Source organism: Aurantimicrobium minutum (assembly GCF_002355535.1).
Lineage (GTDB): Bacteria > Actinomycetota > Actinomycetes > Actinomycetales > Microbacteriaceae > Aurantimicrobium > Aurantimicrobium minutum.
In genome coordinates, this window is the sequence record NZ_AP017457.1 from 1,592,307 (window position 1) to 1,606,331 (window position 14,025).

The 14,025-nt window shown below is 53.6% G+C and carries 12 protein-coding genes; 10 read left to right on the top strand and 2 right to left on the bottom strand.

The window, feature by feature from the left end:
• The first annotated feature begins 2 nt into the window (after positions 1-2).
• The gene (locus tag AUMI_RS07955) at positions 3-281 is read left to right on the top strand and encodes a helix-turn-helix transcriptional regulator (protein ID WP_096383266.1); all 279 of its coding nucleotides are present in this window, start codon (positions 3-5) and stop codon (positions 279-281) included.
• Between the two features lie 128 nt (positions 282-409).
• Here AUMI_RS07955 and AUMI_RS07960 read toward each other — a convergent pair whose 3' ends face one another.
• The gene (locus AUMI_RS07960) at positions 410-1,204 is read right to left on the bottom strand and encodes a Bax inhibitor-1/YccA family protein (protein WP_096383268.1); all 795 of its coding nucleotides are present in this window, start codon (positions 1,202-1,204) and stop codon (positions 410-412) included.
• A 208-nt stretch (positions 1,205-1,412) separates the two neighbouring features.
• Here AUMI_RS07960 and AUMI_RS07965 point away from each other — a divergent pair, with 208 nt between their 5' ends.
• Entirely contained in the window at positions 1,413-2,411 is a 999-nt protein-coding gene (locus AUMI_RS07965) for a glycerophosphodiester phosphodiesterase family protein (RefSeq protein ID WP_096383270.1), read from the top strand.
• A 12-nt stretch (positions 2,412-2,423) separates the two neighbouring features.
• Positions 2,424-4,751, top strand: coding sequence for an ATP-dependent helicase (locus AUMI_RS07970; protein ID WP_096383273.1), 2,328 nt, complete (start codon positions 2,424-2,426; stop codon positions 4,749-4,751).
• A gap of 13 nt (positions 4,752-4,764) precedes the next feature.
• Here the strand turns inward: AUMI_RS07970 and AUMI_RS07975 are convergent, their stop codons facing one another.
• The gene (locus AUMI_RS07975) at positions 4,765-5,487 is read right to left on the bottom strand and encodes a VIT1/CCC1 transporter family protein (RefSeq protein ID WP_096383275.1); all 723 of its coding nucleotides are present in this window, start codon (positions 5,485-5,487) and stop codon (positions 4,765-4,767) included.
• A gap of 193 nt (positions 5,488-5,680) precedes the next feature.
• On the opposite strand from AUMI_RS07975, the gene sucC reads away from it, so the two are divergent.
• From sucC to ddaH, 7 genes are all read left to right on the top strand, one after another.
• A complete protein-coding gene (sucC, locus tag AUMI_RS07980) occupies positions 5,681-6,844 on the top strand; it encodes an ADP-forming succinate--CoA ligase subunit beta (RefSeq protein ID WP_096383277.1) in 1,164 nt (387 codons plus the stop codon).
• 27 nt (positions 6,845-6,871) lie between these two features.
• A complete protein-coding gene (gene sucD / locus AUMI_RS07985; RefSeq protein ID WP_096383279.1) occupies positions 6,872-7,759 on the top strand; it encodes a succinate--CoA ligase subunit alpha in 888 nt (295 codons plus the stop codon).
• A gap of 137 nt (positions 7,760-7,896) precedes the next feature.
• A complete protein-coding gene (locus AUMI_RS08225; protein WP_096383281.1) occupies positions 7,897-9,327 on the top strand; it encodes a hypothetical protein in 1,431 nt (476 codons plus the stop codon).
• Between the two features lie 9 nt (positions 9,328-9,336).
• Positions 9,337-10,566, top strand: coding sequence for a cell division protein PerM (locus tag AUMI_RS07995; protein ID WP_096383283.1), 1,230 nt, complete (start codon positions 9,337-9,339; stop codon positions 10,564-10,566).
• A 43-nt stretch (positions 10,567-10,609) separates the two neighbouring features.
• Positions 10,610-11,203 (top strand): phosphoribosylglycinamide formyltransferase, encoded by a 594-nt coding sequence (gene purN / locus AUMI_RS08000; protein ID WP_096383286.1) that lies wholly within the window; start codon positions 10,610-10,612, stop codon positions 11,201-11,203.
• The gene (gene purH, locus AUMI_RS08005; RefSeq protein ID WP_096383289.1) at positions 11,200-12,798 is read left to right on the top strand and encodes a bifunctional phosphoribosylaminoimidazolecarboxamide formyltransferase/IMP cyclohydrolase; all 1,599 of its coding nucleotides are present in this window, start codon (positions 11,200-11,202) and stop codon (positions 12,796-12,798) included. The genes purN and purH overlap by 4 nt, the downstream gene beginning before the upstream one ends.
• A gap of 14 nt (positions 12,799-12,812) precedes the next feature.
• Positions 12,813-14,012, top strand: coding sequence for a dimethylargininase (gene ddaH / locus AUMI_RS08010; RefSeq protein WP_096383291.1), 1,200 nt, complete (start codon positions 12,813-12,815; stop codon positions 14,010-14,012).
• Positions 14,013-14,025 lie beyond the last annotated feature (13 nt).

Sequence of the window (14,025 nt, forward strand, 5' to 3'; positions counted from 1 at the left end):
CCATGGCCAACTGGACATTCCTCACCCACCACGGGCACGTGCTCGTTGCGGTGTCGCAACATTCAGACCTCACAGTCGATCAAATTGCGGCAAAGGTTGGAATTACTGCCAGGGCAACCGCGGGAATCCTCAACGATCTTGTTGAGGCCGGTTACGTTGAAAAGACCAAGCACGGTCGGAACAACCACTACACGGTTCATGGAGAGATTCCATTGCGTCACCCGCTCAACAACCAAACCCCTATCGCAGAACTGTTGTCCCTGTTTTCCGAAGGAAGCTGAAGTACCTCTCAAGCTCCAAGGAACGCTGGGGATTCTCAAGGAAGTTCAGCCCGCGTAAAGTTCACACGGAGATTAACGAACTGTGGCCTCCCAATAGGGGAGGCCACAGTTGATTGTTCGTAAAGTGACTAGTCGCGAGCGATAGCCAGGAACTGGAGGATCTGGAGGTAAAGCCAGACCACCGTCACCATAATGCTGAACGCACCGGTCCATGCGAACTTTGCAGGAGCCTTGTTTGCAACACCGCGCTGGATCATGTCGAAGTCCAGTACGAGTGAGTAGGCAGCAAGCAGAATCACCAGTGGGCCAATGATCAGACCGAGGGGGATACCAAAGATCTCAACACTGTTGAGGCCAAACGTTCCGCTGGTTGCGCCAAACAGCTGCATGAAGAAGCTAACCAGGCTAAAGACCAGGTAGGAAATGATTCCGATGAAGAAGATCTTTGTTGCACGAGCCGAAGCACGAATCTTGCCACTGGCGAATAGTGCCAGGGTGACACCCACCACGACGATGGTTGCGATGACAGCCTGGGCAACGATGCCACTCCACTGAGCGTCAAAGACCAGCGAGATGCCACCGATGAAGACACCTTCAAGAGCTGCATAGCCCAGGATCAGTGCAGGAACTGGCTCCTTTTTGAAGATGTTTACCATTGCGAGAACGAGAGCACCAATGGCCGCAAACATGACCAGTGTCATTCCAAATGCGGGGTTGGTGGCAGTGATCATCCAGCCAGCTACGGCACCAACAAGAAGAACGGCGAAGGAAATAAACGACTTCGCAATTGTTGCTTCATAGGTGAGGGCAGGCTCTGGCGCACGGTTAGCAGAGGGTGCGTCGTAGAGCGCTTGGAGCTCTTCGGCAGTTGCGTTCGGTGAGAACGCCTTGTTGCCAGCAAAAGCAGGGTTGTTAACAGCCATGACGGTTGTTCATCCTTTCGAGGAGTTGGGCGCTGTGAAGCGCTACCTCCACGATACCGAGTGTGGGTAGTGAGTTTTCCGAGAATTAGCTGTGTTTTCCCCTGTTTTGGGCAGATCTGATCAGACCGAGAGTACTGAAGAACAGTTGCAGTCGTATTCCTAGTGAATAATCAGCATCTTTACTCGTGTGCTCTGCCATTCTTGGAACATGACTTCACCTCTCGTCATTGCCCATCGCGGTGCAAGTGGCTACCATCCTGAGCACACTCGGAAGGCCTACCTCACCGCAATTGAACAAGGCGCTGACGCAATAGAACCAGATCTGGTGATTTCCCGAGACGGGGTCCTTGTTATCCGCCATGAGAATGAAATCTCTGGCACTACAGATGTGGCGAGCAGACCAGAGTTTGCTCACCTGCTCACCACAAAAGTGGTGGATGGGGAAGAGCTCACGGGATGGTTCACCGAAGATTTCACCTGGGCAGAGCTTTCCACTCTGCGCTGCATCGAACGTGTGCCCCAGTTGCGGCCACAAAATGCTCTCGAGAATGGTGAATATGCCATGCTCCGTTTCATAGATTTGTTAGAGATTGCCGACCAAGCACCGCGAAAGCTCACGCTGGTCGTAGAGATTAAGCATCCGACCTATTTTGCACAGCAGGGCTTTGCCTTTGAGGACCTCATTGCTCAAGATCTGTTTCTTGCAGGCTGGCACTTAAACGATTCCCGAATCTTCATTGAAAGCTTCGAGAAGAGTGTCGTGATGCGCTGCAAAGACAAAGGCGTTGGCGCACGCCATGTGTACATCATGGATTTTGGTTACACCGCTTTTGATGAAGTGCAGTGGGCGCTCTCCGAAGGTGTTCCTTCCATTTCTAATCTGGATGAACTGTCTAATGCTGGTTTAGATATCTTCGCGGAGAAACTTGACGGTGTAGCTCTCGCCTGGAGCCTGCTCATGGGGAGAGATTCCACCTTGGATGTTGAGCAAGGACGCAGAATTGTTGAAAGTGCACATCAGCGTGGTTTGACCGTGTGGGTGTGGTCATTGCGGATAGAGAACGTCTTTCTTCCCGAAGAATTCCGCACTGATGGCGCAGAACACGAACCGGGTAAATGGGAAGAGTTCTTTGCGTTGTTATGGTCTCTGGGCGTTGATGGGGTGTTCAGTGACTTCCCTGACTTGGCTGTCCGTACGCGCCCATAGACTTAAGGCGCAATGAGTGAGCTTTCATCGCCCAACCCTTTACTGGATGGGCTTAATCCCCAGCAGCGAGAAGCGGTGGAATACCGCGGTCCCGCCTTACTCATTGTTGCCGGAGCAGGTTCGGGAAAAACCAGCGTCCTCACCCGACGTATTGCTTCACTGATTAGTAATCGGGAAGCGTGGCCCAGCAATATCTTGGCCATTACGTTCACCAACAAAGCTGCCGCAGAAATGCGCGAACGTGCAGAAAAAATGCTGGGTGCGGCAACCGAAGGAATGTGGATTTCCACCTTTCACTCTTCTTGCGTTCGCATACTGCGACGTGAGGCAGAGAACTTTGGCTTCACCAAAGCGTTCACCATCTATGACTCACATGACTCACGCACCCTCATCAAACGCCTGATTAAGGAGTATGAAGCAGACACGTATGGGCTCTCTGTTTCGGGTGTTGCGGGAAAGATTTCTCGACTCAAAAATGAGCTCTCAGATGTTGATAGCTATTCGCGCAATGCAAATCTCAATGATCCAACCGAGGTGAAGTTCCTCGAAATTTTCCGCGGATACACTCGCGCGCTCCAGGCAGCCAATGCCTTTGACTTTGATGATCTCATTGCCCAGACAGTGTTCTTATTTCGGGCATTCCCCCATGTTGCCGATCACTATCGCAAACAGTTTAGGCACATCTTGGTGGACGAGTATCAGGACACCAACCACGCACAATATGCACTGATTCATGAGCTCACCCGAGAAACAGCAGGTGGTCTTCCTGGCGCTTCACTGACTGTGGTGGGTGATTCCGATCAGTCCATTTACGCTTTCCGGGGCGCTGATATGCGCAACATTGCTGAGTTTGAGCGTGATTTCCCTGGCGCGCACGTGGTCATGCTGGAGCAAAACTACCGTTCAACGCAGACGATTCTTTCCGCAGCAAATGCGGTCATTTCCAACAACTTTGATCGCAAGGATAAAAAGCTGTGGACCGATGTGGGCGATGGTGATCTCATTGTTGGATTCACCGGTTACTCAGCACACGATGAGGCGCAGTTTGTCGTCGATGAAATTAGTGCCCTTCACGCCCAAGGGATGGGCTACAACGAGATAGCGGTTTTCTATCGAACGAACTCTCAAACGCGTGCGCTGGAAGAAATCTTTATCCGCTCTGCTCTTCCCTACAGAATCTTAGGCGGCACGAAGTTCTATGAACGTGCAGAGATCAAAGACATCCTGGCGTACTTAGTTGCTGTGGCGAACCCAGCTGATTCGCTCGCTGTGCGCCGTATTCTCAATGTTCCCAAACGCGGGATTGGTCCAGCCACCGAAACAGGTTTGCAGAACTACGCCGACACCAACCAGATCACGTTGCGCGAAGCATTGCGCTCTGCAGACTCCCTCGGTCTTGGCCCCAAGGTCTCTGGCGCAATTGCCAAACTCTCAGGCCTCATTGATGAAGCAACCTCGTTGGCCGAATCTTCACCAGTTGCTGAAGTCCTCACACGCATTCTGGAAGAAACTGGATACGTTGATCTGCTCAGAGCAACCCGTGATCCTCAAGACGAAGCACGAGCTGAAAACGTCGAAGAACTCTTTGCGGTGACCAAAGAGTTCGATAAAAACAACCCAGGCGGCACGCTCGTTGATTTCTTGACCGAGGTCTCTCTCGTGGCAGCCGCTGATGAGCTCGACGATGCCAGTGGCACCGTCTCGCTCATGACCTTGCACACCGCAAAAGGTCTGGAATACAACGCCGTGTTCATTACTGGTGTCGAAGAAGAACTTCTTCCTCACCGGATGTCCGCTGGTGAACCTGGTGGACCTGCTGAAGAACGCCGCTTGTTCTATGTGGGCATTACACGTGCGCGCAAGAAATTGTTCCTGTCTTTGGCGATGAGTCGAGCACAGTTTGGTCAAACCAATGTGGCGATGCCTTCTCGCTATCTGCAAGAGATACCTTCAGAGCTCATTGACTGGCGCCAGTCACCCGGAACAGTGAACGGGCGTGACGGTTATCAATCACGAGCACTCAATGCCCGAGGCTCACGCTATGACGGCGGCTTTGGTTCGAGTGAGCTAGGTGGTTGGGGATCAACCGAGGGTGGCTGGAATTCTCTCGAGGCCGCCCCTAAACCAAAGACCGAATGGGCTAACCGGGTCACGAATAAGATTCGTGACAACGGGGACCTCGTTCTTGTCGCTGGCGACCGAATTTCTCACGCTGACTTTGGTGAAGGAACTGTGAACCAGGTAACGGGCGAGGGCGCAAAGAGCGTAGCTCACGTGAAGTTTGATACCGCTGGAGCAAAGAAGCTCCTGATTAAGATTGCGCCAATCGAGAAGCTTTAAGGAGAGCGCAAACTTAGATTGCTGTGCCACCGCCTAAAAGTGAACCAATGAAGTAAGTCACAGCAAGGGCAAGTGCTCCACCGATAGTCACACGCAGAATTGCGCGTGGAACTGGTGCGCCTCCGATGTAGGCACCAATTCCGCCGGTCAGTGCCAGCGCCAAGAGAGACGCTGCCACTGTGGCGGCAATCTTGAAGGGTTCTGGAGTGAGTAAGACAGCTAACAGTGGAAGAAGTGCTCCCACGGTGAACGCAATCGCAGAAGAGATAGCTGCGTGGAGCGGGTTAGTGAGCTCGTCCTGGTCAATACCCAGCTCAACATCGAGATGTGTCTTGAGTGCATCCACCTCGGTCATTTCAACGGCAACCTGTCGAGCTGTTTCTGGCTTGAGGCCCTTGGCTTCATAGAGCGCAACGAGTTCTTCGAGTTCTTCCTCGGGGAACATTTCCAGTTCACGGCGTTCTTTATTGACCCACGCCTTTTCGGAATCTCGTTGGCTAGAAACAGATACATATTCTCCCAGCGCCATTGAGATAGCGCCGGCAGCGAGGGCGGCAATACCAGTAAGCAAGATGACAGCAGGATCACTTGTTGCGGCAGCAACACCTACAACCAGTGCAGCAATGGACACAATGCCATCGTTTGCGCCGAGAACTCCGGCTCGAAGCCAGTTCAGTTTGCTGTTGGACGCAGCGTCGTGAGGTTCAAATCCGTGTTCAAGAGTTGGTTCTGCCATGACACCAGCTTGGCAGTTTGTCTCATTGGTATCTAGTTAGGTGAGCCAAACCTTGTTCAGGGGTGTATTTGGCTGAAAAAAGGGGTAAAGTCGAACTGGTCAATTTATCTTGATATCAAGTTACTTTTAACTTTCGCCAGTGGCGGTCCGATCGCTACTGACTATTTATCGCTCAATGCGGATTGGGAATCACGTGGATTTATACGAATACCAAGCCAGGGACCTGTTCGAGAGTTATGACGTTCCCGTACTGGCGGGCATCATCGCAGACACCCCTGCTGAAGCACGTGCTGCAGCTGAAAAGCTCGGTGGCGTAGTTGTCGTCAAAGCTCAGGTTAAGGTCGGTGGCCGCGGTAAGGCCGGTGGCGTCAAGGTTGCCAAGACCCCTGAGGAAGCTGAAGAAGCCGCCAAGGCCATTCTTGGACTCGACATCAAGGGACACGTCGTCAAGCGCGTCATGGTTGCAGCTGGTGCTCGCATCGCTCAGGAGTTCTACTTCTCGGTGCTGCTTGACCGTGCAAACCGCTCCTACCTTTCCCTCACCTCCTACGAAGGTGGCATGGAGATTGAGCAGCTCGCTGTGGAACGCCCCGAAGCTCTCGCTCGCATCGAAGTAAACCCCATCAAGGGCATCGACCTCGAGGAAGCTAAGAAGATTGCTGTGGCAGCAAAGTTTCCATCTGAGCTCGTGGATAAGGTTGCTCCTGTTTTCGTCAAGCTCTATGAGGTCTACACCGGTGAAGACGCAACCCTGGTTGAAGTGAACCCACTGGTTCTCACCGAAGAAGGCGACATTATTGCCCTCGACGGTAAGGTCTCGCTCGATGAGAACGCTGAGTTCCGTCACGAGAACCACGCAGCACTCGAAGACAAGGCAGCTGCAGATCCACTCGAGGCTAAGGCTAAGGCTGCAGACCTCAACTACGTCAAGCTTGACGGAGAAGTCGGCATCATCGGTAACGGTGCTGGTCTCGTGATGAGTACCCTCGACGTTGTTGCTTACGCTGGTGAAAACCACGGTGGTGTCAAGCCCGCGAACTTCCTCGACATCGGTGGTGGAGCTTCTGCTGAAGTGATGGCGGCTGGTCTCGACGTCATCCTCGGTGACGCCCAGGTCAAGAGCGTATTCGTCAACGTCTTCGGTGGCATCACCGCATGTGACGCTGTGGCGAACGGTATCGTCCAGGCACTGGCAACCCTTGGTTCCGCTGCTAACAAGCCTCTGGTTGTTCGCCTTGACGGCAACAACGTCGACGAGGGTCGTCGTATCCTCGCCGAGGCAAACCACCCACTTGTAACCCTCGCAGACAGCATGGATGACGGCGCCGACAAGGCCGCTGAACTCGCTGCCCGCTAAGCCCTCACGAAAACTCAAGGATAAGAAATGTCAATCTTTCTGAACAAAGACTCCAAGGTCATCGTGCAGGGCATCACCGGTGGTGAAGGCTCCAAGCACACTGCCCGTATGCTCGCTGCCGGAACCCAGGTTGTTGGTGGTGTGAACGCACGCAAGGCTGGCACCACCGTTACTCACGGCGACGTTGAGCTCCCCGTCTTCGCAACTGTTGCTGAGGCAATGGCTGCAACCGGTGCTGACGTCTCGATCGCATTCGTTCCTCCTGCATTCTCCAAGGACGCTGTTATCGAAGCTATCGACGCAGAGATTCCTCTGCTCGTGGTTATCACCGAGGGCATCCCCGTTCAGGACTCTGCTGAGTTCTGGGCCTACGCCAAGGAAAAGGGTGGCAAGACCCGCATCATTGGTCCTAACTGCCCCGGCATCATCACCCCAGGTGAAGCACTCGTGGGTATTACCCCTGCGAACATCACTGGTAAGGGTCCCATCGGTCTGGTTTCCAAGTCGGGAACCCTGACTTACCAGATGATGTTCGAACTGCGTGACCTCGGTTTCTCGACCGCTATCGGTATTGGTGGAGACCCCATCATCGGCACCACTCACATCGATGCACTCGCTGCATTCGAGGCGGACCCCGAGACCAAGGCCATCGTCATGATTGGTGAAATCGGTGGTGACGCTGAAGAGCGCGCTGCAGACTTCATCAAGGCGAACGTGACTAAGCCTGTAGTTGGCTATGTTGCTGGCTTCACCGCTCCCGAAGGTAAGACCATGGGTCACGCTGGTGCGATTGTTTCTGGTTCTGCTGGAACCGCTCAGGCAAAGAAGGAAGCCCTCGAGGCTGCCGGCGTCAAGGTAGGAAAGACTCCCTCCGAGGCTGCACGTCTGATGCGTGAAATCATGCAGAACCTCTAAACAGAACCATTATTCACATGGCGCTCACCTACGGGTGGGCGCCATGTGTTTTTACCTGTTGAATGCAAATGGGTTGGGTTAAACGAATTCTCGATGGCAGACTTGAACAACTAAGACCTTCTTCAAAGGGGAAAACTGTGGCTGAAGCTGTAAAGAAGAGCGCTGGACGTGCCTGGCTCTCGAGCATTCTGATTATTGTCGCAATGGTGTTGACACCCGTTGCCATCGTCAGCCACTGGGCAACCAGTGAAGTGACCAACACTGAGCGCTTTGTCAGCACGCTCTCTCCCTTGGCGTCCAACCCTGAAGTTCAGCAGGTTGTCATCGATGAAGTTTCTGGGGTTATCAAGGAATCTGTTGATATTCCTAAACTGACTGATTCCCTGTTCACTGGACTTGCTCAAGCCCTCAACCTTCCAGAGCCTGCACAGAAGGCTCTCGAGATGCTCAGCACCCCAGTTGCAAGTGGTGTTGACGCGCTGATTACGGACGTTGTGACGAAAGCAGTTGAATCTGATGCCTTCCAGCAGGCATGGACCAAGACCCTGACACTCACTCAGGAACAAACTGTTGCGTTGCTCTATGGTGATCCCGAATCATTGATTCAGCTCTCCAATGATGGAACTCTCACACTTCCCCTCAAGCCCATCATTGTCGACATCAAGGCTGCCCTCGTGAAGCAAGGTGTTGGTTTTGCTAACGCTATTCCCGAAGTAGATAAATCCATAACCTTGGGTCAAATCCCCGAGTTAGCTCTCGCCCGCGTGATTTACCAGGTTGGTGTGGGCGTCGGAACCTGGTTGCCATGGATCGTTGCTCTGATGTTTGCTGTCGGTATTTTTGCCGCACGTAACCGTCCCCGTGCAATCATGGCCACCAGCATTGTATTTGCCCTCGTCATGGGCTTCATGGGCTTCCTGTTTGGAACCGGTCGCATCTTGGCCACCACGGTTATTGATCCGGCCATTGCTGGAGCAGTAGCGGTGATTTATGACGCAGTTGTTGCCTATGTCATCAACGTGGTTGCTGCACTCGGTGTAGTTGCGATATTCGCTGCTATTGCCGCTTGGGCTTTTGGATCCTCAGAGTCAGCTGCCAAGCTACGCGCTTTCTCCAACAAGCAGATTGATACTGTTCGCAAGGCTGTTGACCCTCAGAACAAGACCTTCTCTGGTGTAAGCCCAGTGATGAACAAGTACCGCGTTCTTGCTCGCGTTCTGATTATCGGCATCATTGCCTGGATTGTTGCACTTCAACAGCCCGTAACTGTTCCCATGATCATTTGGAACACATTGCTCATTCTGGTTCTGCTCTTTGTCTATGAAGTACTGCAGCGCACCAACGGCAAGCCTGTTGTTGCGGCAGCAGCAGCTCCCTCAGCTCCGGTAGCACCTGCACCTTCGACTGCGAAGCCTGCAGCCAAGAAGGCACCTGCAAGGAAGCCTGCTGCAAAGGCGACAACTTCGGCAAAGCCAACAGCTAAGAAAACTACCGCTACGAAGCCTGCTGCGAAGAAAGCTCCTGCAAAGAAGCCTGTCGCGAAGAAGCCTGCTGCTAAAAAGTCATAGCATCAAGAGGTGAACCGCACCCTCATAGCTCTGCTTGCTGCCCTCGAGGCATTCATTGCGCTAGCTATTGGGGTCGGTATCTCTCTCGTCCCGCTGAGTTTGATGTGGGCGGTGCAATTTGATTCCGGTGTGAGCTGGGATGTTTTTTATCGCGCTTCGGCAGATATTTGGCTGGTCGGCCACGGTGTCGATTTGAAAATGACCTTGGACCCTGTTCTGGCTGCTGCAGTCAACCTTCCAGGTGGAGACAAGCCCTTCCTCATCTCGATTGCACCGCTGAGCTTTTCGCTGCTCACAATCCTGCTTGGCGTTCGACTGGGAAGAAAGTCTTTTGAATCAGGTGCACGCTTTGTGGGGCCGCTGTCTGCAGTGGCAACCTTCGGCTTCTTCACGATCCTCATTGCTCTCTCTGCTGTTCATGTCAATGCCACTCCGGTGATGTGGATGGCTGTGTCCTTCCCGACCGCCATCTTCGCTCTGGGAGTTTTCATTGGGGCCCGAGGTGAAGTCGGTCACTCTGGAGGCCGTGCCGAAAGAGTGCAACAAAAAGTGGTGGGTTGGGCAACCGGACTTTCTTCACAAGTCAAAGCCGTGCTTTCTGCTTCATTGCGGGGAGGTCTCATCACGGCCGCACTCGTCATTGGCGCCTCAGCCGTTGCGCTATCTATATTGATCATTGCGAACTTCGCCAGTATTTTGGGCATCTATGAAGGCTTGCAAGGAGGCGGTGGCGGAAGCCTCATCCTTACGGCAGCCCAATTGATGTTTATGCCCAACTTTGTGATGTGGGTGGTGTCGTGGTTTATCGGTACTGGCTTCGCACTCGGCACCGGTTCTTCAGTTTCTCCAGTTGGCACAGACTTAGGTCTTGTTCCTGCTCTTCCCATTCTGGGAGCTATGCCCACGAACGATTTAGCGTTTGGATTCCTCGGGCTTTTGGTTCCCTTGCTGGCTGCATTTTTGGCAGCGTGGTTTATTCGACCAGCATTACTTCGCGCCCTCGGTTCTGACGTGTCTTTCCGCTGGATATCACTGACCGTGCTGGGCATTGCGCTCGTTGCAGGAATCCTCATCGGTTTACTGGCATGGGCCAGTGGTGGTGCTGCCGGTCCGGGTCGATTGGCAGATGTGGGACCGAATGCTTTACGCACTGGCGGTATTGCTGCACTCGAGTTCCTTATTGCGGCATCGCTTGGAATGTATGCGCGTTCGGGCGTGACGACAGTGAAGCAAAAGTAACAGGCCCGAATTTCGCTCTATTTCTAGCCGGTAGGCTTAACCTGTGCTGAAACTTGTCGTCCTGATCTCGGGGTCAGGTTCTAATTTGCGTGCTCTTCTTGAGGCCGCAAACGACGACACTTACCCTGCTGAAATTGTGGCCGTTGGTGCCGATAATGCTGCAAGCGGTTTAGCTCACGCTGTTGAGTTTGGTGTGCCCACATTTATTGTTGCTCCGCAGGAATACGCCAATCGTGAAGCGTGGGGACAAGCCCTCGCCGCAGCCATTTCTGAGCATCAACCAGACTTGGTTGTGTGCGCTGGATTTATGCGAATCCTTCCCGCAGATTTCGTGGGGTTGTTCTCGCCACAGCTGATCAATATGCACCCAGCCCTCTTGCCTTTGTATCCAGGAGCACACGCAGTGCGCGATGCTCTGGCGGATGGGGCAACTGTTACAGGTGCTTCAGTGCACATTGTGGATGAGGGTGTCGACACAGGTCCTGTTATTGAGCAAGTTCAGGTGGCCATCAACGCTGATGACACTGAAGAGTCTTTACATGAACGTATCAAAGCGGTGGAACGAGAACTTATTGTTCGCACCGTGAAAAACATTGCCACTAAGAACATCAACCTTCAGGAGTTAGCACGCAGATGAGCGGTCCTTCTCACGATCCCAACTTGTACACACACCGCGATGTTGTGCCCGTTCGTCGCGCCCTCATCTCGGTCAGTGACAAAACGGGGCTGCTTGAACTTGCAGGTGCACTCAGTGCAGCAGGTGTTGAGCTTGTCTCCACCGGTTCGACGGCACAAACCATCCGCGATGCCGGTCATGCGGTCAAAGACGTCAGTGACGTAACCGGCTTCCCAGAATCGCTCGATGGCCGCGTCAAGACCTTGCACCCTTCGGTGCATGCCGGCATCCTTGCTGACCTTCGCCTCGAGTCTCACGCTGAACAACTCGACGAACTGGGTATCGCTGCTTTTGATCTCGTCGTGGTCAACCTCTACCCCTTCCGCGAAACTGTTGCATCTGGTGCTCAAGATGCCGATGTGATTGAACAGATTGATATTGGCGGACCTGCGATGGTTCGCGCATCTGCGAAGAACCACCCCAACGTGGCAATCGTGGTCTCCCCAGCTCGTTACGGAGAAATCATCGAAGCATTGGCAACGGGTGGAACCACACTTGAGCAGCGTCGTTCACTGGCTGCTGAAGCTTTTGCACACACCGCCGCCTATGACGCTGCAGTGTCTGCGTGGTTTGTTCGCGATGAGAAGTTCCCAGAAACCTTTACTGTGTCAGCACAGCGCGGATCAATCCTGCGTTATGGCGAGAACTCTCACCAGGAAGCTGCTCTATACCTAGAGCAGGGCGGCCACGGTATCGCACAGTCCACCCTGCTTGGTGGTAAAGAAATGTCCTACAACAACTTCGTGGACGCCGACGCTGCGGTGCGTGCAGCCTACGACTTTATCAACCCTGCAGTGGCCATCATCAAGCACGCAAACCCTTGCGGTATTGCTGTCGGTCGTGACAAGGCAGTAGATCAGATTGCTTCAGCACACCGATTGGCACACGAGTGTGATCCCGTCTCAGCTTTTGGTGGCGTCATCGCGGCAAACCGTCCCGTCACTCTCAAGATGGCAGAACAGGTCAGTGAAGTATTCACTGAGGTACTTGTTGCTCCCGGTTTTGAACCAGACGCGCTCACTCTGCTCAAGACAAAGAAAAACTTGCGTCTGTTGCAGCTGCCAGAAAACTTTGGTCGTGAACCTCAAGAGGTTCGCCAAATATCCGGTGGCTTCCTCGTACAGGACGCTGACCTCTTCGACGGTGACGCCAAGCTCGGTGCACTGCTGACAAATTGGCAGCTCGTCTCCGGCGAACCCGCAGACCCCGACACCCTGGTCGATCTCGAGTTTGCGTGGAAAGCCTGTCGTTCGGTTAAGTCCAACGCCATCCTGCTTGCACACAACGGTGCATCTGTTGGCGTGGGCATGGGTCAGGTCAACCGTGTTGATTCCTGCCACCTCGCGGTGAACCGCGCAGGCGAGCGGGCAGCAGGATCTGTCGCTGCCTCCGACGCCTTCTTCCCCTTTGCTGATGGTCTCCAGGTTCTCTTGGCTGCTGGCATCAAAGCAGTAGTTCAGCCGGGTGGGTCAGTTCGTGATGAAGAAGTCATCGCTGCTGCCCAGAAGGCAGGGGTTACGATGTACTTCACCGGCGAACGCCACTTCTTCCACTAAAGGACACAACACCTATGTTCACTCCACGTCGCCTTCTTGCCGCTGGTTTATCCGCGCTCGCCGTCGCAGTCATTGCGCAAGACGTCACCGTCTTGGCATTTTTCATCGGCAAGGGTCTAGATGAAAACATCATGTGGCAGGCCGGTGCTTTCTTCTTCACTGCCAGTACCATCCTGTTCTTCCTCATCGCTTTATCTGGCTTACTGGGATTCCTCGCGAAGCGCCGCTACTCCTGGATTGCTGGTCTGATTGCCTCAGCCATCGCCGCCATTACGGGCATGTTCATTCAGGTGGGTATGCAGGGTGTGGGCATGAGCCCTGAAGTGGTTGCTGTTGTATTTGGTTCGTTGTTCAACGACAACCTCATTTTCCTCATTGCTGGTTCTGTCGCTTCCGTCACGGCAGGTACAGCTATTTGGCGTGCTGTTCTTGCTCGCACAAAGAGTGACCAACCCACGAAAGTTGCGTTAGTTCGTGCGCCAGCTGCAAACCTTGCCGAAGGTCTCATCACTCACATCAAGCGCAAAAAGGTTGATGTTGATCTGGCAAATGACCAGTGGGATGGCTATGTTGCAGCGCTGAACGCTGCAGGCTGGCTCACCATTGAGGTTGAGCCACGTGATGACCTAGCGGACAGTGTCTTCATCGAAGACACTGTGGTGATGCTGGGCAAGATTGCCGTTCTCACTAACCCTGGAGCCGATAGCCGCAAGCCAGAAATTATTGGCACAGAAGCAACTCTTAACGAGCTGGGCGTCAAGATAGAACGCATTGTCAGCCCAGGTGCTCTCGATGGTGGCGATGTTCTCAAGGTTGGTAAGACTGTTTATGTGGGCCGCGGTGGTCGCACCAACGGTGAAGGTATTCGCCAGCTTCGTGCCATTGCAGCCCAGCAGGGTTACACCGTTGTAGCTGTTCCTGTCACCAAGGCACTGCATCTCAAGACTGCCGTGACCGCGTTGCCTGATGGCACCGTCATCGGTTACCCACCACTCGTAGATGACCCCCGTGTCTTTGACCGCTTCCTTCCCGTGCCTGAAGCACACGGCACTGCAGTTGTGGTCTTGGCACCCGACACCGTGTTGATGTCATCTTCAGCACCGAAGTCCGCGGAGCTCTTCCGTGAACTTGGTTATCGTGTCATCACAGTCGATATCTCTGAGTTCGAAAAACTTGAAGGCTGCGTCACCTGCTTGTCTGTGCGCATGCGCTAAATCTGAGCATGAA

Coding starts and splice junctions, on each gene's coding strand:
- AUMI_RS07955 (WP_096383266.1), top strand. CDS start 3: ATGGCCAACTGGACATTCCTCACCCACCACGGGCACGTGCTCGTTGCG.
- sucD (WP_096383279.1), top strand. CDS start 6,872: ATGTCAATCTTTCTGAACAAAGACTCCAAGGTCATCGTGCAGGGCATC.
- AUMI_RS07970 (WP_096383273.1), top strand. CDS start 2,424: ATGAGTGAGCTTTCATCGCCCAACCCTTTACTGGATGGGCTTAATCCC.
- AUMI_RS07965 (WP_096383270.1), top strand. CDS start 1,413: ATGACTTCACCTCTCGTCATTGCCCATCGCGGTGCAAGTGGCTACCAT.
- AUMI_RS07960 (WP_096383268.1), bottom strand. CDS start 1,204: ATGGCTGTTAACAACCCTGCTTTTGCTGGCAACAAGGCGTTCTCACCG.
- purH (WP_096383289.1), top strand. CDS start 11,200: ATGAGCGGTCCTTCTCACGATCCCAACTTGTACACACACCGCGATGTT.
- AUMI_RS07975 (WP_096383275.1), bottom strand. CDS start 5,487: ATGGCAGAACCAACTCTTGAACACGGATTTGAACCTCACGACGCTGCG.
- ddaH (WP_096383291.1), top strand. CDS start 12,813: ATGTTCACTCCACGTCGCCTTCTTGCCGCTGGTTTATCCGCGCTCGCC.